The organism is Pseudomonas sp. WS 5051, assembly GCF_012985715.1.
GTDB classification, from domain to species: Bacteria; Pseudomonadota; Gammaproteobacteria; order Pseudomonadales; family Pseudomonadaceae; genus Aquipseudomonas; species Aquipseudomonas bubulae.
In genome coordinates, this window is the sequence record NZ_JAAQWV010000007.1 from 169,445 (window position 1) to 192,524 (window position 23,080).

Consider the following 23,080-nt stretch of genomic DNA (forward strand, 5'->3'; position numbering starts at 1 on the left):
AGGATCTCAGCGCTGGTGACGGATGCGTGGGTTGGCAAAGCCGTAGAGGATGTCGACTACGAAGTTGACCAGAATCACCAGGCAGGCGATTAGCAGGATGCCGTTTTGCACCACGGGATAGTCCCGGGCGCCAATGGCTTCGATCAGCCATTTACCGATACCGGGCCACGAAAAAATGGTTTCGGTCAGGACTGCACCGGCCAGCAGGGTGCCCACTTGCAGGCCGACCACGGTCAGTACCGGGATCAGGGCGTTGCGCAGGCCGTGCACGAACACCACGCGGGCGGGTGACAGGCCTTTGGCGCGGGCGGTACGGATGTAGTCTTCGCGCAGCACTTCAAGCATGGATGAGCGGGTCATCCGCGCGATCACGGCCAGCGGAATGGTACCCAGCACAATGGCCGGCAGAATCAGGTGGTGCAACGCGTCCCAGAAGGCTTCGGGCTCGTCGCTGAGCAGGGTGTCGATAAGCATGAAGCCGGTTTTGGGCTCTATGTCGTAGAGCAGGTCGATACGCCCGGACACCGGGGTCCAGCCCAGGCCCACGGAGAAGAACATGATCAGGATCAGGCCCCACCAGAAGATCGGCATCGAATACCCCGCCAGGGAGATACCCATCACGCCGTGGTCAAACAATGAGCCGCGTTTGAGTGCCGCGATCACTCCCGCCAGTAGCCCGAGGATGCCGGCGAACAACAGGGCGGCGCTGGCCAGTTCCAGCGTGGCGGGGAAAAGTGCGGAAAATTCGCTCCACACGCTTTCACGGGTGCGCAATGACTCGCCCAGATCGCCATGTGCCAGTTTGCTGACGTAGTCGATGTACTGCTCGTGCAGCGGCTTGTTCAGACCCAGGCGCTCCATGGCCTGGGCGTGCATTTCAGGGTCTACCCGGCGCTCACCCATCATGACTTCGACCGGGTCACCCGGGATCATGCGAATCAGGGCAAAGGTGAGCAAGGTGATGCCGAAGAACGTGGGGATCAACAACCCCACTCGGCGGGCAATAAAACTAAACATCGTGTGGTGTTCCTTATCAGCCGGTCAGGCAGGTCCGCCGGGGTTGAGGTAAACCCTGGCGGGTTTTTATTGTTCTACTTCACCTGGGTTGTGGCGAAGTTGTTGTTGGTCAGGGGGCTAAGGGTATAGCCCTCGACGTTTTTGCGCATCGCCGTGAACAGCATAGGATGGGTTACGTTGATCCAGGGTTGGTCCTGATTAAAAATCATCTGTGCCTGTTGATAGAACTCGGCCCGTTGCGAGGGTTCAGTGATACCACGGGCTTTGGTGATCAGGCTTTCGAAGTCCTTGTTGCACCAGCGGGCGTAGTTCTCGCCGTTTTTGGCCGCCTCGCAGCTAAGCAGCGGGGTCAGGAAGTTATCCGGGTCGCCGTTATCGCCGCCCCAACCGGTCGACACCAGATCATGTTCGCCATTTTTGGCGCGCTTGAGCATTTCGCCCCATTCCATGACCCGGATATCCAGCTTGAGGCCGATTTGTGCCAGGTCGGACTGCAGCAACTGCGCACCCAGCATCGGGTTGGGGTTGGTCGGGCCGCCGCCGTTGCGGGTGAATAGGGTCAGTACCGTGCCTTCAGGTACCCCGGCTTCCTTGAGCAAGGCCCGGGCCTTGTCCAGGTCGCGGGGCGGCCGCTGAATGCTGGTGTTGTAGCCCAGCATGGTCGGCGGGTAAGGGTTGACGGCCAGCAGTGCGTTGCCTTCGCCGTGGACGGAGTTCAGATAGGTCTGCTTGTCGAAGGCCATGTCGATGGCTTTGCGTACGCGCACATCGCTCAGGTACTTGTGACTGGTATTCATGGCGATATAGCTGGTCATCAGGGCGGCCAGCTCATCGACCTTGAGGTTGGGGTCCTTGCGGATGTTCTTGACCTCATCAGGCTTGGGGTACAGCGCGATCTGGCATTCGTTGGCCTTGAGCTTTTGCAGGCGCACGTTGCTGTCGGTGGCGATGGCGAAGATCAGCGCATCACTGGGCGGTTTGCCACGGAAGTAGTCCGGGTTGGCCTTGAAGCGTACCTGGGCATCCTTGTTGTAGCGCACGAAGATAAACGGGCCGGTGCCGATCGGCTTGGTATTGAGGTCGGCGGTTTTGCCGGACTTGAGCAGATGGTCGGCGTATTCGGCGGAGTAGATGGAGTTGAACGGCATGGCCACGTCGCGCAGAAACGGCGCTTCAGGGTGGTTGAGAGTGATTTTTACCGTCAGGTCGTCAACTTTCTCGACGCTCTTGAGCAGGTCCTTGAAACCCATGCTTTCAAAGTAGGGGTAACCGACCAGCGACAGTTTGTGCCACGGGTGATTCGGGTCCAGCTGGCGCTGAAAACTCCAGACCACGTCATCGGCGTTCAGGGTTCGGGTCGGTTTGAAATAATCAGTGGTGTGAAACTTTACGTCGGGACGCAGGTGAAAAGTGTATTCAAGCCCGTCCGGGCTGATGTCCCAGCGCTCGGCCAGGGCGGGCTCCACATCCGTGGTGCCGGGGGCAAAGTCGACCAGGCGGTTGAGTATGGTCTCGGCCGAAGCATCGGCAGTCACGGCGGTGGTGAACTGAACGATGTCGAACCCTTCAGGGCTGGCTTCAGTGCAGACCACCAGGGTTTTCGCGCTGACACTCACAGTGGTGCAGAGCAGTGCCGCGGCCAGGGCAGTGCGTAGTGGGAATCTTTTCATAGCAACCCTCTCCAGAGTCGGGTGAGCCAGCGTAACGGCTGCGGCTGATTCGTCGAATCAGCCGCAGCCTTCGGGTTTGAGCAGTGTTTTACAGAATGTTGAACGGAATGGTGGTCACCAGGCGGAATTCGTTGATGTTGCCGTCAGACTGGTTTTTGCTGGCGCGGTGCGTGGTGTACGTCGCGCGAATCGCGGTGGCTTTCAGCGGGCCACTTTGGATTGCATAGGACGTGCCAACGCTGTACTCGTAATGGGTTTCGCCGTCCATGTTCTTCACGTCGTAGGCGGTGCCGGTGTACTTGGTGCCGTCGATATCCCAGCCGCGGGCGTGGTAGGCGTTGAACTTGAGGCCCGGAATGCCGTACTGCGCCATATTGATGCTGTAGGCCAGTTGCAGGGATTTCTCGTTCGGGCCGTTGAAGTCCGAGAGCAGGGAGTTGGCCAGGTAGATGCCGTTGGTTTCGTGCAGGTAGTCGAAGTACTCGTCGCCGACGATCTGCTGGAACGACAGGCTCAGGGTGTGGGCCTGGTGGGTCAGGGCGAAGGCCAGGCTGTAGGCGTCGTTGTTGATGTTGCCCAGGGCCTTGCTGCCGGTATCCAGGGTCTTGTAGTAGTTGAAGTTGGTATTCAGGCCCAGGGTGGCGTTGTCGCCCATGTCGTGTACGGCGCCGAAGTAGTACTGATTCCAGAAGTCTTCAACGTGGGTTGCGTACAGCGTGGTCTTCAGGCTCTTGAACGGCTGGTAGTTGAGGCCGGCGACGCTGGCGCGATCGGTTTCAACCCCGGTTGCGCCGTATTCGCTGCGGAACTTGCTCAGGCTCGATTCGGTTCGCGGGGACACGCGGTCAAAGGAGCCGGCATCGAACGACAGGTTGTTGAACTCTTCACTGTGCAGGCCCACCCCTTGAAAGCTGGAAGGCAGTGCGCGGTTACCGATCACGTCGATGGTCGGGCTGCTGAAGTTCTGTCGGCCCACGGTCAGCGTGGTGTTGGAGATGCGGGCGCTGAGGTTGGCCAGGCCCAGCTTGCTCCACTGGCCGACGGCGTCGCCGTCGCTGTGGGTCAGGGTGCGGTTGTTTGGCCCGGCGATGTCCTTGGCGTCGCGATCCAGGGCAATGGCGTTGTAAGCCGCGACCTGGGTGCTGAAGCCTACGGTGCCTTCGGTGAAGCCCGACTTGTAGTCGAGGATGGTGCCCTGTACCCAGTTGATCCGGCGCGGGGTGGACTCACGGGTGCCGTGGTTGTTGTAGCTGAAACGGTCATCGCGACGCTTGAGCTCGTTGGCGTACCAGTTGCGGGTAGTGCCGCCCAGGGTCTGGTCTTCGACAAAGCCCTTGGTCTCGCTTTGAGCGCTGCTGGCTTTGAGTTCGGTCGGCATGAATTCATCGGCATTGGCCATCGCAGTGATGCTGCTGATGGACAAGGCCAATAACGCGCGGCTGGTGAGTTTCATGGTTGAGGCTCCTCTTTGGTTTCTTCTTTTTATGGCCGGTCTTTTTTTGTGATGACTCGGCTGTTGTGAAACGATTTAAAGCATTGCAAACGTTTGCCTGGTGCAGATTTGGCGAAGTTTTAGCGGGCCATGGGTTAAGTGACCTGCTGAAAGAGCGGTGTTGTTTGTGATCTCTGTTGTGGGAGCGAGCCTGCTCGCGAAGGTCGTTGGCGATACCGCGCTGCTCTTGAGGACTTCGCGAGCAGGCTCGCTCCCACAGTGGCACTGTTCTATTGGAGTAATCAGTCCTTGAGGCTGACACCTGAGAAGGCGTTACGGCCAAAGGGGCTGACCGTGAACCCTTCGACTTTGGCGCTCAGCGGCTGGTTGACTGTGGAGTGCGCAATGGGGGTGATCGGCACCTGTTGCTTGAGCAACTGCTGGGCCTGTTTATAGAGCACTGTGCGCTGATCGCGATCGGTCACGACCTTGGCATTTTTGACCAGGGTGTCGTACTCCTTGTTGCACCACATGGAGTAGTTGTTGCCGCCGATTGCGTCGCAGCTGTAGAGGGTGCCGAGCCAGTTGTCCGGGTCTCCGTTGTCCCCGGTCCAGCCAATCAGGCTGATGTCGTGTTCGCCATTTTTGGTGCGTTTGATGTACTCGCCCCATTCATAGCTGACGATCTTGACCTTGAGGCCGATTTTGGCCCAGTCCGACTGCAGCATTTCGGCCATCAGCTTGGCGTTCGGGTTGTAGGGGCGCTGTACGGGCATGGCCCACAGGGTTATTTCGGTGCCGTCCTTGACCCCAGCGGCTTTGAGCAGCTCTTTGGCTTTTTCCGGGTTGTAGGGGGCGTCGGTAATGGTTTCGTCGTAGGACCATTGCGTTGGCGGCATGGCGTTGACGGCTTTTTGGCCTGCGCCCTGATACACCGCCTTGAGGATCTCGTCCTTGTTGACCGCCATGTCCAGGGCCTGGCGCACCTGCAACTGGTCGAACGGCTTGTGCTGCACGTTGTAGGCAATGTAACCGAGGTTGAAGCCGGGCTTTTCAATCACCTGCAGCTTCGGATCGGCCTTGAGGCCGGCAACGTCGGCCGGGCGCGGGTTGAGCGAGACCTGGCATTCGTTTTTACGCAGCTTTTGCATGCGCGCCGAGGCATCGACGCTGATCGAGAAAATCAGGTTGTCGAGCTTGACCTGGCTGGGGGCCCAGTAGTCCTTGTTGGCGGCGTAGCGGATGTTCGAGTCTTTCTGATAACGCTGGAACACATACGGGCCGGTGCCGACAGGCTTCTGGTTGATATCGCTGGGCTTGCCGCTCTTGAGCAACTGGTCGGCGTATTCGGCCGACAGGATGGCGGCAAAGCTCATGGCCAGGTTTTGAATAAAGGCGGCGTCTACCGAGTTGAGTTTCATGACCACGGTCATGGGACCGGTTTTTTCGACGCTGGCGATGTTCTTGTCCAGGCTCATGCCGTTGAAGTACGGGAACTCGGTGGGGTAGGCCTTGCGGAAGGGATGGTCCGGGTTGAGCATGCGGTTGAACGTAAAGAGCACGTCATCGGCATCGAAGTTGCGGGTCGGGGTGAACCACTTGGTGGTATGGAACTTGACCCCGTCACGCAGGTGGAACGTCCACGTCAGGCCGTCTTCGGAAACATCCCAGCTCGTTGCCAGGGCCGGAACGGCTGCGGTGCCACCTTTTTCAAATTCAGCGAGGCGGTTGTAAATGGGCTCGGCCGCGTCGTTGTCGGTGGCGGTGGTGTACTGCGCGGTGTCAAAACCGGCCGGGCTGCCTTCGGAACAAAACACCAGGCTGTTGGCTGCGTTTGCGAGTGGGCTGCCGGCAAGTACGCCGGCGCCGATCAATACTGATAAAACCAGAGGGTTGCGCATGGCGTTCCCTATCCTTTTTTTATTTTTGAGTCCTGAGCGCGCCTTGATCGAAGGCGTACGGTTCAGGGCGTCGATGCCATCAACTACTGCGCCTCACCCGCTGCAATAGACTGCCCTTGGCCGAAGTTAAGCAGCCGGCGCTCAGCAGTAAATACATGGGATCTGACAATCTTGTAGGAATCGTCTTGGCTTCCTATAGCCTCTGATGTAGTCAGATATGGCTTTAGGCTGTAGGTGATTTCCACCGTCCTGGTAGATAAGTGAATGCAGCCTTGTAGCCGCATTCACCGGTCCTTGTTATTTGCCGACGCTGACCCCGTAGAAGGAGTTCAGGCCAAACGGGCTGATCTTGAAATCTTCTACGTTTTTGCGCATCGGTTGATACACCGTCGAGTGTGCGATAGGTGTCATCGGAATCTGGCTTTTGAGTCGTTGCTGCGCCTGTTGGTACAGTTTTGTGCGCTCTGCAATATCGGTGGTGGCCTTGGCGGCTTTGACCAGTTTGTCGAACTCCGGGTCGCACCATTTGGAGAAGTTGTTGCCTTCCAGCGAGTCGCAGCCAAACAGGGTGCCGAGCCAGTTGTCCGGGTCACCGTTGTCGCCGCTCCAGCCAATCAGCATCGCGCCGTTCTCGCCGCCTTTGGAGCGCTTGATGTACTCGCCCCATTCGTAGCTGGTGATCTTGGCCTTGATGCCGATCTTGCTCCAGTCCGACTGCAGCATTTCAGCCATCAACTTGGCATTGGGGTTATACGGGCGTTGCACCGGCATGGCCCACAGCACGATCTCGGTACCTTCCTTGACGCCTGCTTCCTTGAGCAGTTGTTTGGCTTTTTCCGGATCGAAAGGTGCGTCCTTGATGCTGGTGTCATAGGACCATTGGGTCGGTGGCATGGCGCCAACAGCCAGTTGGCCTGCACCCTGGTACACCGAGTCGATGATCTGCTGTTTGTTCACCGACATGTCCAGGGCCTGGCGGACCTTGAGCTGGGACATCGGGTTTGGCTCGTTGCTGCCCTTGATCTTGTCCATCACGTTGTAGGCGATGTAACCGAGGTTGAAGCCCGCTTGATGGGGCATCTTCAGATTCGGGTCTTCACTCAGGGCCTTGAGGTCGGCCGGACGCGGGAAGAGGGTGACCTGGCACTCGTTCTTCTTGAGCTTCTGGACGCGTACCGAGGGATCGGTGGTGATGGCGAAGATCAGGTTGTCGATCTTGACGTCTTCTGGCTTCCAGTAGTCCTTGTTGCCGGTGTAGCGGATGTTCGAGTCTTTCTGGTAGCTCTTGAACACAAACGGGCCGGTGCCGATCGGTTTCTGGTTGATGTCGGCAGGCTTGCCTTCCTTGAGCAGTTTGTCGGCGTACTCGGCGGACTGGATGGATGCAAAGTGCATCGCCATGTTCTGGATAAACGCGGCATCGACCGAGTTCAGGGTGAACTTGACGGTCTTGTCGTCGATTTTTTCCACCTTGGCGATGTTTTTATCCATGCCCATGTCGGTGAAATAAGGGAATTCGGTGGGGTAAGCCTTACGGAACGGCATGTCTTTGTCGAGCATGCGGTTGAACGTGAAGAGCACGTCGTCGGCGTTGAAATCGCGGGTTGGCTTGAAGTAAGGGGTGGTGTGGAACTTGACGCCATCACGCAGGTGGAAGGTCCATGTCAGGTTATCTGGCGAGACATCCCAGCTGGTCGCCAGGCCGGGCTCAACCTTGGTGCCGCCACGTTCGAACTGGCTCAGGCGGTTAAAGATGGTCTCGGCCGACGCATCAAAGTCAGTACCGGTGGTGTACTGGCCAGGGTCAAAACCTGCCGGGCTGCCTTCAGAGCAAAACACCAGGTTGGAAGCAGCGTGGGCGAAAGGTGCACTTGCCAACAGGCTGGCGCCTACTAAAAACGGAATGACCGCGTGTTTGAACATGGTGGCCTCATGATTTTTGTCATTTTTGGTTTGAGGGCGACCTTATGAGTCGACCCGGCGATACTTATGCACAGCCCATACCCAATGCAATATGTGGAAGCAGTTGAAGCTTGAAAAGGTGGGACGATCGTACAGGAATGTCGCTTTTATATAACTTATGACGCATTTGATCGTTTGCGCATGGCATTTCGACTCATTTGCTTACATCTGCGGGGGGCTTTTGCGACCTTCTTGCACTGTTTTAGGACAGTGTTGTTACTAATCAATACCCCTGTGCGGGAAACATTGTTGTGAAGGGCAGCGCTGCTGCAGGTAATCACCTTGAAATTCTAGAACGATTGCAGGCGTTTTCCCGGGGGCATAAAAAAACCCCTGAAACGGTCTGGCTTCAGGGGTTGGCAGGGCGTATCAGGCTTACTGCATCTGCACTTCAATCACGCCATCGGCACTCATGCTGACTTCACTGGTGCCGGCTTCGACTTCCGGGGTAGGCGCCGAGTCCATCGCCGGGGCTGCGGCCTTCATCATCATTGCGCTGCGCAGGTAAGGTTGCGGGTAGCCGTTGGTGTTGAGGTTCAGGTTGACGATCTTGTAACCCTTGCCGCCCAGGGCGTCGGTGGCCAACTGGGCGCGAGCCTTGAACGCATTGACAGCGTCCTTGAGCAGCGAGTCTTCGCTGGTTTTGCGCGTGGCATTGGCGACGGTGAACTGCATGCTGCCCATTTTCAGGGTTTGCATCAGATCGCCGGTGAGCTTGGACAGAGCTGCAAAATCGGTGCTTTCAAGGCGCAGTTCTGCGCGTTCACGCCAGCCGGTGATCTTCTGGGTTTTGTTGTCGTAAATCGGGTAGCTGTTGCGATTGCCTTGGCGCAGGGTGACTTCCTTGACGGATTTGGCCTGGCCGATGGCTTTGTTCATCGACGTAGTGATTTCTGCGGCCAGCTTGGCGGCGTCGGTATTTTGCGCTTCGGTATAGAGCGTCACGATCATCAAGTCGCGAGGCACTTCCTGGCTGGCTTCGGCACGCAGGGAAATCTGGTTGTAATGAATGTCGTCTGCCAGGGCCGGCAGGCTGGCAAGTGCGCCGATGCTCAGGGTCAAAAGGGCAGCGGTGCGTTGGAAGTTGGACATGGAAGCTCCTTGATTGAGAACAGCAATGGCCATATGACTCTAATCAGTGGCCATCAGTTCGCCCAATTACATTTTCGATACATATGGTCTCCACAGATTGCGTAGCAGTTGCCGAAGGAACGAGGCTGCGTTCGAGCGCGAAGCGGTCGTCAATGCTGAGAACCAGATTTAACTAATAGATCGCAATGTCTGATTTCGCGACTGCTTCGCAGCCGAACGCAGCCTCGTTCCTTCGGCAGCTGCTACGAGGGCGTTTTTTGCGCAGGCTTTTTGCCGCATTTTCATAAAAAACACTGTGGCTGTTTGCCGCACTTTTGCCTGCGGGGCCGCCTGCTTGGTTATACTCCCGGTGATCCGCCTGGAGCGCTCATCAGGAGAGCTCATGCTCGCCCCCGTTCAGTTATTGTCCGCAACACGCCAGAACCTCTGGCGTCTTACGTTTATCCGCATGTTGGTGCTGGCCGCGCAAGCGGGTTCAGTGGGCTTTGCCTATCTGTTCAACCTGCTGCCATTACCCTGGTTTCAGCTCAGCATCACCCTTGGGTTTTCCATGCTGTTGTGCGCGTTTACCGCAATCCGGTTGCGCACCACCTGGCCGGTGACTGAGCTGGAATATGCGCTGCAACTGGCCTGTGACCTGTTTATCCACAGTGCCCTGCTGTACTTTTCGGGTGGCTCGGCCAACCCGTTTGTTTCGTATTATCTGGTGCCGCTGACCATCGCCGCCGTCACGCTGCCCTGGCGCTATTCGCTGGTGCTGACCGGGATTGCGCTGGCGCTGTATACGCTGCTGTTGATGCAGTTCTACCCTATAGATACCGTGCCGTTCTTTCGCGAAAAGCTGCAGATTTATGGCATGTGGTTGAGTTTCGCCCTGTCAGCTGCGGTGATCACGTTCTTTGCCGCCAAAATGGGTGAGGAACTGCGCCGTCAGGAAGAACTGCGCGCCCTGCGCCGTGAAGAAGGCCTGCGCGACCAGCAATTGCTGGCCGTGGCCACGCAGGCGGCCGGTGCAGCCCATGAACTGGGGACGCCGTTGTCGACCATGAGCGTGCTGCTCAAGGAGATGCGTCGCGATCACCTTGACCCGGATTTGCAGGACGATCTGAGCGTGCTGCAGGATCAGGTCAAGCTGTGTAAGGAAACCCTGCAGCAACTGGTGCGTGCCGCCGAGGCCAACCGCCGGCTGGCGATCGAGGTTCAGGACGTTACGCAATGGCTGGATGAAGCCCTGAACCGCTGGCACTTGATGCGGCCTGAAGCCACTTATCGCTTCCAGTGCCTGGGCCACGCGCCGGTTCCGCGCCTGGCGCCGCCACCTGACTTGACCCAGGCGCTGCTCAACCTGCTCAACAATGCCGCCGATGCCTGCCCGGAAGGGCTGGAAGTGACAGTCGACTGGGATGCGGTTGATCTGACAATCAGTATTCGTGACCACGGTCCGGGTGTACCGTTGGCCATCGCCGAACAAATCGGCAAACCCTTTTTTACTACCAAGGGCAAAGGCTTCGGTCTGGGCCTATTCTTGAGCAAGGCCAGCGTGACCCGCGCTGGCGGCTCGGTAAAACTCTACAGTCATGAGGATGGCGGTACGCTCACTGAGCTGCGCCTGCCACGTGTCGCCCGAGGAAATGAAAATGAGTGAAGAAATTCAGGTCGAAGGCGAAGAACTGCCGCATTTGTTGTTGGTAGATGACGACGCCACTTTTACCCGTGTGATGGCTCGCGCCATGAGCCGACGCGGTTTTCGCGTGAGCACGGCAGGTTCCGCCGAAGAGGGGCTGATCCTGGCACAACAGGATCTGCCCGATTTTGCCGCGCTGGATCTGAAAATGGACGGCGATTCCGGCCTGGTCCTGCTGCCCAAGCTGCTGGAACTCGACCCGGAGATGCGGGTGGTGATCCTCACCGGTTATTCGAGCATCGCCACCGCCGTTGAGGCGATCAAGCGCGGAGCCTGCAACTATCTGTGCAAACCAGCCGATGCCGATGACGTGCTCGCCGCCTTGCTGTCCCAGCATGCCGACCTGGAAACCCTGGTGCCGGACAACCCGATGTCGGTTGACCGCCTGCAGTGGGAACACATCCAGCGCGTGCTGGGTGAGCATGAAGGCAATATTTCGGCCACTGCCCGCGCCCTGGGCATGCATCGGCGTACCTTGCAGCGCAAATTGCAGAAGCGTCCGGTGCGACGCTGAACGGGAGCTGTAGCATTTGCATTGCGCCTTGCATGCTGACGGCTACAGCTTCTAACCTGTAACAAGACGTGTCCCAGCGTCGTGGGCCGGTTGTCCTGACCGGCTTGCAGGTTGCTCTTTACTCCGAACGAGCCTGAACGATGAATCAGAACGCCGAGCCTTCTGTCGTGAATGATGCTGTGCGTGGGGATTTCATCCCTCGGGTGTGGCGCCTTATAACCCCCTACTGGCGCAGTGAAGAACGCGCCAGGGCGTGGTTGCTGTTGATCGCCGTGGTTGCCTTGTCGCTGGTCAGCGTGGGCATTTCGGTGTGGATCAACCACTGGTACAAGGACTTCTACAATGCCCTGGAAAACAAGGACGCCAAGGCGTTCTGGAGCCTGATCGGCTACTTCGGCATCATTGCCGCGGCGGGTATTGTCGGCGCGGTGTATCGGCTCTATTTGACCCAGATGCTGACCATTCGCTGGCGCCGCTGGCTGACCGAGCAGCACTTCGCACGCTGGCTGGCCCACAAGAACTATTACCAGCTGGAGCAGGGCGGCTATACCGACAACCCTGACCAGCGCATCAGTGAAGATATCAATTCGTTCACCGACAGCACCTTGACCCTGGGCCTGGGGCTGATCCGTAACGTGGTCAGCCTGGTGTCGTTTTCGATCATCCTGTGGGGCGTTTCTGGCAGCATCGAAGTCTTTGGCGTCACCATCCCCGGCTATATGTTCTGGTGCGCGCTGTTGTATGCCGCCGTGGGCAGTTGGCTGGCGCATCTGATCGGTCGGCGGCTGATTGGCTTGAGCAACCAGCAACAGCGCTTCGAAGCTGACTTGCGTTTCTCGATGGTGCGGGTGCGCGAGAATGCCGAGAGCATTGCCTTGTACAACGGCGAAGCCAATGAGCATGAGCAACTGAGCACGCGTTTCAACAAGGTCTGGAAAAACTTCTGGACGCAAATGAAGGTACAAAAACGCCTGACGTTTTTCACCGCCGGTTACTCGCAGATCGCCATTATCTTTCCGTTTATCGTCGCGGCCCCGCGTTACTTTTCCGGCAAGATCGAGCTGGGTGAGCTGATGCAAATCAACTCGGCCTTCAGCAATGTGCAAGAGAACTTCAGCTGGTTTATCGATGCCTACGTGACTCTGGCGGCATGGCGTGCCACCTGCGACCGGTTGCTGAGTTTTCGTCAGGCCATGACCGACAACGAGCAGCGTAGCCCGGCGATTGATGTGCAGCATCTGGGCGAAAACTTGCAGATCCATGACTTGAGCCTGGATCTGGCCGATGGTCGCCCGCTGCTGCATGACGCCAGCCTGCAGGTGCAGGAGGGTGAGAGGCTGATGCTCAGCGGTCGCTCCGGCAGTGGTAAGAGTACCTTGCTCCGGGCGATGGGCGGGCTTTGGCCTAGAGGGGGCGGGGCGATCTGCATGCCCCGCGAGCGTGCGCTGTTTCTGCCGCAAAAACCCTACTTGCCCATAGGCACCTTGCGCGATGCCCTGAGTTATCCACAGACCGGGGACACCTACACCCTTGAGCGTTATGAAGAGGTGCTGCGTACTTGCCGGCTTGAGCACCTGATTCCCAAGCTTGATGAGATCAATCACTGGCAACGGTTGCTGTCCGGTGGTGAGCAGCAGCGCCTGGCTTTTGCCCGCGCGCTGCTGTATCGCCCGCAGTGGCTGTATATGGATGAATCAACCTCGGCAATGGACGAGGAAGACGAGGCCATGGTGTACCAGGCCCTGATCGATCAACTGCCGGGCTTGAGCATTGTCAGCGTGGGCCATCGCAGCAGCCTGGCGCGCTTTCATCCGCAGCATGTGCGGATCGTGGCGGGGCAACTGGTTGCACAGTAGAAGAGGCGGGCGCGCGACATGCTAGAGTGCTGCTTCCCGCTTTCTGGAACCTGACATGAGTCTTCTATTTCGCAGTGTTGCCCTGAGCCTGCTGCTGGCAAGCTTGCCTCTGGCGGCGGCTCCTGTGGCCACACCGCTGTTGCACGGGCAGTTTCTGCCTGCCGATGATCTGCAAGTGCGCAGCGAAGTACCCGAGCAACAGCAGTTGATGCTGGTGACTTCGTACTCGGTGGTGGTGGGTAGCCAGCGCCAGTCCAATCAGCAGCCTATCCCGGTGACTTCGCCACTGCTGGTGCGCTTGAAGGGCAAGCCGATGAGCCAGGGCGCTACCGTGCGCCAGGTGCTGATTTCATTTGATGGCGAAAGCAAAAGCCTGAAAAAGCCCGTGTTCGACAGCAAGACGCGAACCCTGAGCTTGTCTTATCCACAGAGCCAGTACCGGGTCGTGATTGATTTGCTGCGTAATGACACGCTTTATGTCCAGTTCTTGACCTATGCCAATGGCCATATTTGGGCCGACTTGCACACCGGCAGCGTGCGCGCACGATAAGCCTTGGGTAAACTGCGGGCCCCGTGAAGTATCAACAGGCTGGAGCCGGACATGCGTAAAGACAAAAAGCAGTTGATTGGTGACGAGATCGGCGACGAGCAGATCAAGTTGTTCCTGGACTTTGAGCCTGTGGACGCTACTTCACCGTCGCTGCACAAACTGATCAAGGCTTATCGTGGCCTGCGCATCGATGACTTCGGGCGCTTCCTGGCTTTCTTCAAGGAAGCTGGCTACGACCTGGATGGCAAAGACGAACAGGGCCAGACGTTCGTGGACATCATCAAGGACCAGCGCAATGCTGACGAGTACATCGAGCTGATCAACCAGGCTCGCGGTTGATCCACACCCTGTAGATACTCTGTTGCAGGTCAAGCCCTATTGTGGGAGCGAGCCTGCTCGCGAACGACCTTCGCGAGCAGGCTCGCTCCCACAGCTGCAGTGTTCCTGCAGCTGCTACGGATCTTGTTTCATGTTCTGATTCACGAGTTACCTTGCATTGGGCTTACGCCTTTGCAGTGCCCCGAATCAGGGCAACAAAAAAGCCCCTCGCCCTGAAATAGGGCGAGGGGCTTTTTATGACGCATGAAACGTCAATGTTGCATTAAGCGATACTGGTGCTGGCTGTTTTAGGCGTAACCAGTTCCAGCAGCTCGGAGTTGCGGGTGCTGATTTCGCGGTACAGGTCGGCGTCGGTTTCGAGGACCTTTTCCCGTGCAGGGAAGATTTCCTTGAGCTTGGTCGCCCACTCGCCCGTGGCTTTCTGCGCAAAGCAGCGCTCGATCAGGTCCAGCATGATCGAAACGGTTACCGAGGCGCCCGGCGAAGCCCCCAGCAGAGCGGCCAGCGAACCGTCTTTGGCCGCAACCAGTTCGGTACCGAACTGCAGCACACCGCCTTTTTTCGGGTCTTTCTTGATGATCTGTACCCGTTGCCCGGCAATCTCAAGACGCCAGTCTTCAGCCTTGGCCTGTGGATAGAAACGACGCAGGGACTCCAGGCGTTGTTCCATCGACTGGCGCACTTCGCTGACCAGGTACTTGGTCAGGTCCATGTTGTCGCGAGCCACGGCCAGCATCGGCCCGATATTGCCCAGACGGATCGACATCGGCAGGTCAAGGAACGAACCATGCTTGAGGAACTTGGTGGTGAAACCGGCATAAGGTCCGAACAGCAGCGACTTTTTGCCATCGACCACACGGGTGTCCAGGTGCGGCACCGACATCGGCGGAGAGCCGACGGCAGCCTGGCTGTAAACCTTGGCCTGATGCAGCTTGACCACTTCCGGGTTATCGCAACGCAGCCATTGGCCGCTGACCGGGAAGCCGCCATAGCCTTTGCTTTCTTCGATGCCCGAGGCTTGCAGCAGCGGCAAGGCCGCGCCACCGGCGCCCAGGAATACGAACTTGGCATCAACGTGGCGAGTATTGCCGCTGTTGGTGTCCTTGATGCTTACTGTCCAGCCGTTACCGTTACGCTTGAGGCCGGTGACTTTTTTGCTGTACTTGATCTGGGTGTCCGGTGCACTGGCCAGATGCTTGAGCAGTTGCTGGGTCAGGGCGCCGAAGTTGACATCGGTGCCATGTTCCACGCGGGTGGCCGAGATGAGCTGATCCGCAGGGCGGCCCGGCATCATCAGGGGCATCCACTCGGTCATTTTGGCCTTGTCTTCGGTGTATTCCATGTCGGCAAACGCATGGTGCTTGCTCAGCACGTCAAAGCGTTTTTTCAGGAACGACACGCCTTTTTCACCTTCAACGTAGCTCAGGTGAGGAACCGGGCTGATGAAGGACTTGCAGGAACCGAAGGTGCCTTTTTGCGCCAGGTAGGCCCAAAACTGTTTCGACACTTCGAACTGGGCATTGATATGCACAGCCTTTTTGATGTCGATCGAACCATCAGCCGCCTGCGGCGTGTAGTTCAGCTCACAAAGGCCGGCGTGACCGGTGCCTGCGTTGTTCCACGGGTTGGAACTCTCCGCAGCACCTGAGTCCATTTGCTCAACAACTTCCAGCTTAATGCCGGGGTCGAGCTCTTTGAGCAGTACGGCGAGGGTGGCACTCATGATGCCCGCCCCAACCAGTACTACGTCGACTGCTTCGTTATGCGCCATTAACGCGTCTCCAAAATCTACGGCACCAAATTGACGGCATAGCTGCCAGGTGTCCGGGGCGTGGTTCTGATTAGCCCCGGGCCACTCATGGCCAGGATCGCCATGTCCGATTCTTCGCAATTTCTTGCAACTTTAGCGGACGCCACCAACCGGGCCTTCAAGGTTCATATGAACGCATTTCAGTACTCGGGAGGCAATTCGACTTAATGTCTAGAGCGTCCGTTTGTGCAACCAAATCCGTAAGCGGACAGGCTTTCAGTCTCGTGCTGTGGAGCCGACTTCGATCCTGCTTGGTGAGGCAATATCAGACGCTAATGGTGCATGTTCAGACGCAAAACTTTTCATTTGCTCGCCACACTCTTGTGAAGTTGTGAAACCCGTTTTTTTCACGCTCTCTTGAAGACGTGAACCTCAAAAAAGGGCTACCGCACGCTGGGCACCGAACCAGTGGCCGAACGTTGTGGCAGCTCTGGCAGACCATGCAGAAAGTGGGGGTTACGCAATGAAATTCAAGCGCGCCAGCTTCACATGATCTGTGTGGGCGGCTCTCTGTGGGCGGTTTTGGGGTGCCAATACAAGCGCATTAGCGATGTTGCGGGGCCCGATCAGGAGACGTCCTTATAATCGGGGGGAGATTGTAGCGAAGAAACGTGGGCAATTGATCCTGTTAAATGACTTTTATTGGTGCGCCGTTCAGAGGCCCGGCAGCGGGTGCCCTGACGAATGCCTTGCGGGCGAGGCAATACGGGCGTTGGCAGGTAGCACCTGGTGCAACCAGTTAAGGCGGATTTCTTCGATTTCGACCCAGCTGTCGCCGACCGGCGGTTGTTTGCACTGCTTGAAGGCCTGGCAGCGACCTGCCGAATCCAGGCGGGCGAAGCAGCGCTCGGGGCGGTTGAAGCCGAGCAGGGTCAAGAGCATGTTCATGGCGGCACCTGTTGAGTCAGTCGTCGAGACTATGCCCTGTGCAGGTGACATACGGATGAATTGGCGATGACAGGCGGGTGACGGCAAGCCGCTAGTTCGCAGGCGTCCGGCACCCTATACTGACGGCCTGTTATACCCAGTCCTGGAGAGATAAGCATGTTGCAACGCCTGTTGTTCGGTTTGATTACTGTGACCAGTTTGACCCTGGTCGGCTGCGCCCACAGCCCGCAACAACTCAGCCCGCAACCCAAGCTGACCACCCAGCTTGCGCCAGTGGGTCGTGGCCAGCCGGTGGTTGTGCGTGTGGTGGACGGTCGTCCTTCCCCAACCCTGGGGACCCGTGGTGGCATGTACCCCGAGACCAGCGCGATCAGCGTCAGCAGTGCCGACCTGGTTCCCAAGCTGCAAGCCCAGGCTGAAGCAGCCGTGCGCTTGCTGGGTTTCACCCCGACAGCCAATGCGATGAACGCGCCAACGCTGACCGTGACCCTGGCCGAACTCAAGTATCAGTCGCCCAAGGACACCATGTACGTGACTGAAGCCACCATTGGCGCGACCTTCCGTTCCGATGTGAAGAACGGTGGTCGTACCTACAGCGGCCGTTATGGCGCGTCCCTGGATCAGCGCTTCGGCATGGCGCCGAACCAGGAGACCAACACCAAGCTGGTGAGCGATGTGTTGAGTGATGCCCTGACCCGTGTGTTCAAGGACCCGTCCATCGGTCGTTTGCTCAGCGAGTAAGCCGGTAAAATAAAAAGCCCGAACTCAGTGAGCTCGGGTTTTTTTGTGTTCGAAACATTCAGGCCGCTTCGGCATACAGCTCCAGCCGGCTGACGCCGGTGAGCAGGTCTGTCTCGGGCAGGTCGGCATGGGCGTGGCCGCTCAGGGCGCAGTAAACCAGCCAGTGGCGGTCTTGCACGTTAAAGGCCAAACCCTCGATCAATGCCTGTTGTTCGTCGCTGGGCGCGATAAGGTAAAGGCGGTCCTGGTTTTCTGCGTGCAGCATGACAAGCTCCGTCTCGGTGTCGAGGGGCCACAGAGTGGCCTCTCAATATGACGATACGGTGACAGCAGAATTTAAGCCCTTCTGTGGGAGCGAGCCTGCTCGCGAACAACCTTCGCGAGCAGGCTCGCTCCCACGGGTTTATTGGGTTACAGCGCCAGGCCAGCCTTGATCCGATACTGGTTACGCACCGGCATCGCGTATTGCAGCACCAGATACGGACGGTGCTCGGCCGGGCAGGCGTCCAGACGGCGTTGCCATTCTTCCTGGGCCTTGGCCAGTTCTTCGGCACCGAATACCTCTGCGGCCGTCGGCACTTGTAACTCGGGGTCGTGGTCGCTCCACTGCGCATACGCCAGGTAGTGCGCGGGGAACAGGCGGTAGCCACCGAGGATATGACGATCCATTTCGGCGGCCAGCAATTTGCTGTCTTCGAACAACTCGGTCACCGGCGCCCCGAAGTTCACGTGCACGCGACCCTTGTAGCCGGTAATGCCGTTGGCGATGCTGGTGTCGTCCTCGCCAGGAGCCTTGCTGTAGGTGCCGGTAGTGGCGCGGATAAACAGCTCGCGGGCCTTGGCCTGGTCACAGGGGTCGTATTCGTAGCTGATGGAAACCGGGGTCAGGTTCAATGACTGAATGACCTCGGCAAACGGCTCGTTTTTACGGCTCATATGAAACATCTTGAGGATCGCCGAATCGGTACGGTCATCACCGTCCTTGGCCCGGCCTTCAGCCTGGGCGATCCAGATTGACTGGCAGTCGTTGCGGATCGAGTGGTTGATGTATGCCGACAGCAGTTGATAAGCCGCGAGCTTTTCCCGGCGCCCGGTGATCGAGCGGTGCACGATAAAGCTCTTGTTCAGGCGCATCAGATCGCTGACAAACGGCTTTTGCAGCAGGTTGTCGCCAATGGCGATGCGCGGCGTTGGCAGGCCGGCGTGGTACACGGCGTAATTGACGAACGCCGGGTCCATCACGATATCGCGGTGGTTGGCCAGAAACAGGTAGGCGCTGCCGGATTTCAGTTGCTCGACGCCGGTATAGGTTACGCCGTCGGTGGCATGTTCGATGGTGCGATCGACGTACACCTCGACCTTGTCCTGCAGGGCCGCGACCGAATTGACGCTGGCGAACTCTTTGCGCAGGCGATGAGCTATAAGTGGTTTTAACAGCCAACCGAAAGCGCCGGCCAGGCGCGGAAAGCGAAAGTGGGTCAGGATATCCAGAAACGCCTTGTCGCTGAGCAGCCGGGCCAGCACTGCTGGTACTTCGGCGTCGTCGTAAGGTCGGATGCTATCGAATTGGCCCATCATGCTCTCTTGTTGGAAACGACTAGGGTTGGTACGCAGGGCAGGGCAAAAATAATAGCCCTGCTAATAGACCGGCGATTATACGCACAAGTCACTCTGGAGACCGCGATGCTTGAAACTGAACACTATGAATGCCCCTATTGCGGCGAGCCGGCTGAAGCGGTGCTCGACCTGTCGGGGGGTGATCAGAGCTACATCGAAGACTGCCCGGTGTGCTGTCGGCCGATCCTTTTTCACCTTCAGACCGATGGCCATGAATGGATGCTCGATGTACATACCGAGAATGAGTAGTGAGTGAAGACCATGCAACGCATCTACGAGCCGGAAAACCTGATGGAAGCCGAACTGTTGCTGGGCATGCTGGCCAGTGAAGGGGTCGAGGCCCGGCTACAGGGCCGTGATCTGGTCGGCGCCACGGGGGAGCTGCCGGTGTTCGGCTTGCTCGGCCTGGCGGTGGCCAATGATCGGGCGCAATACGCACGGGAGTTGATCGATGCGTACAATGCCGCGTCACCGGTGGCTGGTGATGAGCCTGAGAGTTTCCCCGATGTGCTGGATTGCTGATGCCAGCGACGGTTTATTCATTGCTATACAAAAGAAGAGTTGTGCTGCCCCATGTGTGGACGTTTTGCCCTGTTTCGCTGGAACCCTGCATTTGCAGCCTTGCCCGGTTTCCCGGCGGATCAGCAGGCCCAGTGGAATATTTCGCCGAATGATTCGGTATTGATTCTGCGCGCCGGTGCTGAGCCTGGCCAGCGAGAGCTGGCGCGAGCGCGCTGGGGCCTGACCCCGGCGTGGCTGACCGACCTGTCACGGACTCCGGCCCATGCCCGTGCTGAAACCGTGGCCGAGCAGCCCATGTTCCGCGATGCCTTGCGTGAGCGCCGCTGCCTGATCCCGGCCAACGGCTTTTATGAATGGCGCGGCACGACCCGTAAACGCCCCTACTGGCTGACGCCGGGTGAAGGCTCCTCGCTGTTTTTTGCCGGTATCTGGGAGGCATACCCCGTTGAGGGGCATGTGTGGCTGAGCACCGCCGTGATTACACAGGCAGCGGCCAGCCAGCGTCGCCCGCTGATTCTGGATGAGGCTGGCCAGCAGGCCTGGCTTGACCCTCAGACTCCGCTGCAGGCCTTGCAGGCACTGCTGGCCAGTGCGCAGATGCCGCTGCGAGAAAGACCGCTGGCCAATCTGGTCAACGATCCAAAACTCAACGCGCCCGAGTGCCTGACGCCGGGTTGAGATACGATACGCGCCATCTTTATGGAGATTTTTGATGGGTAAGTTAGCGGTAGTGTGCGCCGTGGGCGCCGGGTTGTTGCTGGGTGGATGCCAGGCGGTGAATACCACCAATGGCGGCGCCGTGGGCGTAGAGCGCAAGCAGTACATGTTCAGCATGCTGTCGAGCCAGCAGGTTGACCAGATGTACGCCCAGTCGTATCAACAGACCGTCAGCGAGGCGGGCACCAAGGGCGTCCTGGACAAGACCAGCGCCAACGCCAGGCGCCTGCAGGCGATCGCCAACCGACTGATTGCCCAGGCGCCGGCCTTTCGCCCGGATGCCGCGCAATGGAACTGGGAAGTCAACCTGATCAAGAGTGACGAGCTCAACGCCAACTGCGGCCCTGGCGGCAAGATCATCTTTTATAGTGGGATCATCGAGCAACTCAAACTGAGTGACGATGAAATTGCCGCGATCATGGGCCATGAAATTGCCCACGCCTTGCGTGAGCACGGGCGTGAATCCATGTCCAAGGCCTATGGCATCGAAATCGCCAAGCAGGGTGCTGGCGCCTTGTTGGGCCTGGGCCAGGACAGCCTGGGCCTGGCCGACACGGTGGTGAACTACAGCCTGACCTTGCCCAACAGCCGCAGCAATGAAAACGAAGCGGACCTGATCGGTCTGGAGCTGGCAGCCCGTGCGGGCTACAACCCGAATGCGGCGATCACCCTGTGGCAGAAAATGGCTCATCAATCACAGAATGCGCCGCCTGAATTCATGAGCACCCACCCGGCTTCAAGCAGCCGGATTGCTGCGCTGGAGGCGGCCATTCCGAAGGTGATGCCGCTGTATCAGCAAGCGCCGAAATCGTGACGCTTGTTGTGGGGGCGGGCTTGCTCGCGATGGCGTCTACGCGGTTCAACTGAAAGACCGCAGTGCCTGTATCGCGAGCAAGCCCGCTCCCACACAAAGTGTGGGTTACACCCAGCCGCTGATCTGCATCGCCTTGTACACGGCCACTACAGCCAGTACTACGAACGCGGTGGCAGCCAGTCTGCGGATCAGGGTCAACGGCAGTTTGTCAGCGGCAAAGTTGCCCGCCAAAACCACCGGCACGTTGGCAATCAGCATGCCCAGGGTTGTACCGATAATCACCAGCCACAGATCCGGGTATTGTGCGGCGAGCATCACCGTCGCCACCTGGGTCTTGTCACCGATTTCGGCAATGAAGAAGGTGATCAATGTGGTCACGAACGGCCCGTACTTGCGTGCGGTGCTGGCTTCGTCGTCGTCCATCTTGTCCGGCACCAGGGTCCACAGCGCGGTGGCGGTAAAGCTCGCGGCGAGGATCCAGTGCAGCATGGCGTCACTGAAGAACGTGCTGAACCAGGCGCCTACAGCACCGGCGGCGGCATGGTTGGCCAGGGTCGCGACCACGATACCGGCGATTATCGGCCAGGGTTTGCGAAAGCGTGCGGCCAGAATAAGGGCGAGCAGTTGCGTCTTGTCGCCGATTTCGGCCAAGGCAACGATTGCAGTAGGGACAAGCAGGGAATCGAGCATCATCAGGTGGTTTCCAGGGGCGGGTCGACACGGCTATGACACGTACAGCCTCCCCGCCCCGGGTAAGGTGTTCGTGTCATAGGTCTTGTCAAACCCCGGTCCGTCTGTGCGGACACCTGGGTCGCATACGCCATGGTCTGTTGACCAAGTATGTTGACGTATGCCGGACGAGCTTGACGCTCGTGGGAGACTACTCCCCTAGGACGGAGCGGATTCTGCCTAGGCAAATCCGATCCGGCAAGCTCTTATTTTTCCGCAGGCTCAACGGCGCTTGGCGCTGTAAATCCGGAAACCCTGGCCCTCGGCCTTGACCGTGCAGGCACCGAAATGCTCTTCGATCAGCGGTTGATATCGCAGGAAGCTGTTGGCGACAATCCGTAGTTCGCCACCTGATTTCAGATGTTTCACTGCTTTTTGCAGCAAGTTTTCGGTGGCGTGGTAATCGGTATGCACCCCCACGTGGAACGGCGGGTTGCTCAGAATCGTGTTCAAACCCATGGGCGCGGCGTCGATACCGTTGCCGGTAATCACTTCCCCTTCCAGACCGTTGGCCGCCAGGGTCAAACGGCTGCTGGCGGTGGCGAAGGCATCCACGTCGAGCAGGGTGACGTTGTTGTGCGGGTAGCGGCGCTTGACCGCAGCCCCGAGCACACCCGCACCGCAGCCGAAGTCCAGCACGTGGCCGCTGGGCAACTTGTCCAGATGCTCAAGCAGCAGGGCGCTGCCGCGATCCAGGCGACCGTGGCTGAACACGCCCGGCAGGCTCACGACCTTGAGCGGGCCTTCGGGCAGCGGCAGTTCGTAATGTTGCGCCAGGTCGTGCAGTATCGGCACGGGCGGGGCGTTATCCACCGTCACTTGCCACAGCTGGCAATGCCGCGCGCTATCGAGTTTGCGCGGCTTGCCGAACGGGATCAGTTGCTTGGACGCGCCTTCAATGCCACCCTTTTTTTCACCGACCAGAAACACGTCGGCACCCGGCAGGCGGGCGGCCACGGCCTTGAGCACGTAGTCGCTCAGTTCCTTGGACTTGGGCAGGAACACCACGGCGGTGTCGAACGCCCGCTCAGGGATATCGACACCGAACTGCACACGCCCGGCAAAGCGGGCGTCGAGCGCGGCCTGGTCGCCGGCATGCCAGCACCAGCCATGGGCATCGGGCAGTTCGCCCAGCAGTTCGTCAGCGGGCAAGCCGACCAATAGCACCGAGCCTTGAAAGTATTCAGGCTGACGAAGCAGTACTTCACTGCGCGGATCCATAATC

22 protein-coding genes and 1 riboswitch are annotated in these 23,080 nt (G+C 58.5%); of the genes, 10 read left to right on the forward strand and 12 right to left on the reverse strand.

Features of this window, described 5'->3' with window-relative positions; genetic code table 11:
• Positions 1 to 6 precede the first annotated feature (6 nt).
• From HBN79_RS13730 to HBN79_RS13755, 6 genes are all read right to left on the reverse strand, one after another.
• Complete coding sequence (locus HBN79_RS13730) at positions 7 to 1,017, reverse strand: ABC transporter permease subunit (RefSeq protein ID WP_095001576.1); 1,011 nt, start codon at positions 1,015 to 1,017, stop codon at positions 7 to 9.
• 74 nt (positions 1,018 to 1,091) lie between these two features.
• Complete coding sequence (locus HBN79_RS13735; protein WP_169916803.1) at positions 1,092 to 2,687, reverse strand: ABC transporter substrate-binding protein; 1,596 nt, start codon at positions 2,685 to 2,687, stop codon at positions 1,092 to 1,094.
• Between the two features lie 88 nt (positions 2,688 to 2,775).
• Entirely contained in the window at positions 2,776 to 4,140 is a 1,365-nt protein-coding gene (locus HBN79_RS13740; protein WP_095024053.1) for an OprD family porin, read from the reverse strand.
• 281 nt (positions 4,141 to 4,421) lie between these two features.
• The gene (locus HBN79_RS13745; RefSeq protein WP_095001573.1) at positions 4,422 to 6,020 is read right to left on the reverse strand and encodes an ABC transporter substrate-binding protein; all 1,599 of its coding nucleotides are present in this window, start codon (positions 6,018 to 6,020) and stop codon (positions 4,422 to 4,424) included.
• Between the two features lie 297 nt (positions 6,021 to 6,317).
• Positions 6,318 to 7,943 (reverse strand): ABC transporter substrate-binding protein, encoded by a 1,626-nt coding sequence (locus tag HBN79_RS13750; RefSeq protein ID WP_095018283.1) that lies wholly within the window; start codon positions 7,941 to 7,943, stop codon positions 6,318 to 6,320.
• Between the two features lie 414 nt (positions 7,944 to 8,357).
• Positions 8,358 to 9,074 (reverse strand): SIMPL domain-containing protein, encoded by a 717-nt coding sequence (locus HBN79_RS13755; RefSeq protein ID WP_130871860.1) that lies wholly within the window; start codon positions 9,072 to 9,074, stop codon positions 8,358 to 8,360.
• Positions 9,075 to 9,456: 382 nt separating this feature from the next.
• Between HBN79_RS13755 and HBN79_RS13760 the strand changes: the two genes are divergently transcribed.
• From HBN79_RS13760 to HBN79_RS13780, 5 genes are all read left to right on the forward strand, one after another.
• Positions 9,457 to 10,719 (forward strand): ATP-binding protein, encoded by a 1,263-nt coding sequence (locus tag HBN79_RS13760; RefSeq protein ID WP_095001569.1) that lies wholly within the window; start codon positions 9,457 to 9,459, stop codon positions 10,717 to 10,719.
• Positions 10,712 to 11,272, forward strand: a complete 561-nt coding sequence (locus tag HBN79_RS13765; RefSeq protein ID WP_016779485.1) for a response regulator transcription factor — start codon at positions 10,712 to 10,714, stop codon at positions 11,270 to 11,272. Before HBN79_RS13760 ends, HBN79_RS13765 begins: the two co-directional genes overlap by 8 nt.
• A gap of 140 nt (positions 11,273 to 11,412) precedes the next feature.
• Positions 11,413 to 13,128: an ABC transporter ATP-binding protein/permease gene (locus HBN79_RS13770; protein ID WP_095024051.1), complete on the forward strand. Its 1,716-nt coding sequence runs from the start codon at positions 11,413 to 11,415 to the stop codon at positions 13,126 to 13,128.
• 55 nt (positions 13,129 to 13,183) lie between these two features.
• A complete protein-coding gene (locus HBN79_RS13775) occupies positions 13,184 to 13,678 on the forward strand; it encodes a hypothetical protein (RefSeq protein WP_095001567.1) in 495 nt (164 codons plus the stop codon).
• Between the two features lie 51 nt (positions 13,679 to 13,729).
• Positions 13,730 to 14,017, forward strand: coding sequence for a PA4642 family protein (locus tag HBN79_RS13780; RefSeq protein WP_095018285.1), 288 nt, complete (start codon positions 13,730 to 13,732; stop codon positions 14,015 to 14,017).
• 262 nt (positions 14,018 to 14,279) lie between these two features.
• Here the strand turns inward: HBN79_RS13780 and mqo are convergent, their stop codons facing one another.
• Together mqo and HBN79_RS13790 are read right to left on the reverse strand one after the other, a co-directional pair.
• The gene (mqo, locus tag HBN79_RS13785) at positions 14,280 to 15,788 is read right to left on the reverse strand and encodes a malate dehydrogenase (quinone) (protein WP_095001565.1); all 1,509 of its coding nucleotides are present in this window, start codon (positions 15,786 to 15,788) and stop codon (positions 14,280 to 14,282) included.
• Between the two features lie 693 nt (positions 15,789 to 16,481).
• A complete protein-coding gene (locus HBN79_RS13790) occupies positions 16,482 to 16,715 on the reverse strand; it encodes a hypothetical protein (RefSeq protein ID WP_095018287.1) in 234 nt (77 codons plus the stop codon).
• Between the two features lie 156 nt (positions 16,716 to 16,871).
• Between HBN79_RS13790 and HBN79_RS13795 the strand changes: the two genes are divergently transcribed.
• Positions 16,872 to 17,456, forward strand: a complete 585-nt coding sequence (locus HBN79_RS13795; protein ID WP_095001563.1) for a YajG family lipoprotein — start codon at positions 16,872 to 16,874, stop codon at positions 17,454 to 17,456.
• 58 nt (positions 17,457 to 17,514) lie between these two features.
• Here HBN79_RS13795 and HBN79_RS13800 read toward each other — a convergent pair whose 3' ends face one another.
• On the reverse strand, positions 17,515 to 17,721 hold the full coding sequence (locus HBN79_RS13800) for a hypothetical protein (RefSeq protein ID WP_016779492.1): 207 nt from the start codon (positions 17,719 to 17,721) through the stop codon (positions 17,515 to 17,517).
• A 146-nt stretch (positions 17,722 to 17,867) separates the two neighbouring features.
• Complete coding sequence (locus HBN79_RS13805) at positions 17,868 to 19,034, reverse strand: 1-acyl-sn-glycerol-3-phosphate acyltransferase (RefSeq protein ID WP_095020337.1); 1,167 nt, start codon at positions 19,032 to 19,034, stop codon at positions 17,868 to 17,870.
• A 105-nt stretch (positions 19,035 to 19,139) separates the two neighbouring features.
• On the opposite strand from HBN79_RS13805, the gene HBN79_RS13810 reads away from it, so the two are divergent.
• From HBN79_RS13810 to HBN79_RS13825, 4 genes are read left to right on the forward strand one after another with little or no spacing between them, the layout of a single operon-like run.
• A complete protein-coding gene (locus tag HBN79_RS13810; RefSeq protein WP_095001561.1) occupies positions 19,140 to 19,322 on the forward strand; it encodes a CPXCG motif-containing cysteine-rich protein in 183 nt (60 codons plus the stop codon).
• A 12-nt stretch (positions 19,323 to 19,334) separates the two neighbouring features.
• Positions 19,335 to 19,595 (forward strand): DUF2007 domain-containing protein, encoded by a 261-nt coding sequence (locus HBN79_RS13815; protein ID WP_095001560.1) that lies wholly within the window; start codon positions 19,335 to 19,337, stop codon positions 19,593 to 19,595.
• Between the two features lie 51 nt (positions 19,596 to 19,646).
• The gene (locus HBN79_RS13820; RefSeq protein ID WP_095001559.1) at positions 19,647 to 20,273 is read left to right on the forward strand and encodes an SOS response-associated peptidase; all 627 of its coding nucleotides are present in this window, start codon (positions 19,647 to 19,649) and stop codon (positions 20,271 to 20,273) included.
• A 34-nt stretch (positions 20,274 to 20,307) separates the two neighbouring features.
• The gene (locus tag HBN79_RS13825) at positions 20,308 to 21,126 is read left to right on the forward strand and encodes a M48 family metallopeptidase (RefSeq protein WP_169916804.1); all 819 of its coding nucleotides are present in this window, start codon (positions 20,308 to 20,310) and stop codon (positions 21,124 to 21,126) included.
• Between the two features lie 105 nt (positions 21,127 to 21,231).
• Here HBN79_RS13825 and HBN79_RS13830 read toward each other — a convergent pair whose 3' ends face one another.
• Together HBN79_RS13830 and HBN79_RS13835 are read right to left on the reverse strand one after the other, a co-directional pair.
• Positions 21,232 to 21,816, reverse strand: a complete 585-nt coding sequence (locus tag HBN79_RS13830; RefSeq protein ID WP_086799543.1) for a TMEM165/GDT1 family protein — start codon at positions 21,814 to 21,816, stop codon at positions 21,232 to 21,234.
• A 91-nt stretch (positions 21,817 to 21,907) separates the two neighbouring features.
• A riboswitch (yybP-ykoY riboswitch) is annotated at positions 21,908 to 22,027 on the reverse strand.
• A 50-nt stretch (positions 22,028 to 22,077) separates the two neighbouring features.
• Positions 22,078 to 23,076: a class I SAM-dependent methyltransferase gene (locus HBN79_RS13835; protein WP_169916805.1), complete on the reverse strand. Its 999-nt coding sequence runs from the start codon at positions 23,074 to 23,076 to the stop codon at positions 22,078 to 22,080.
• Positions 23,077 to 23,080: the final 4 nt, after the last annotated feature.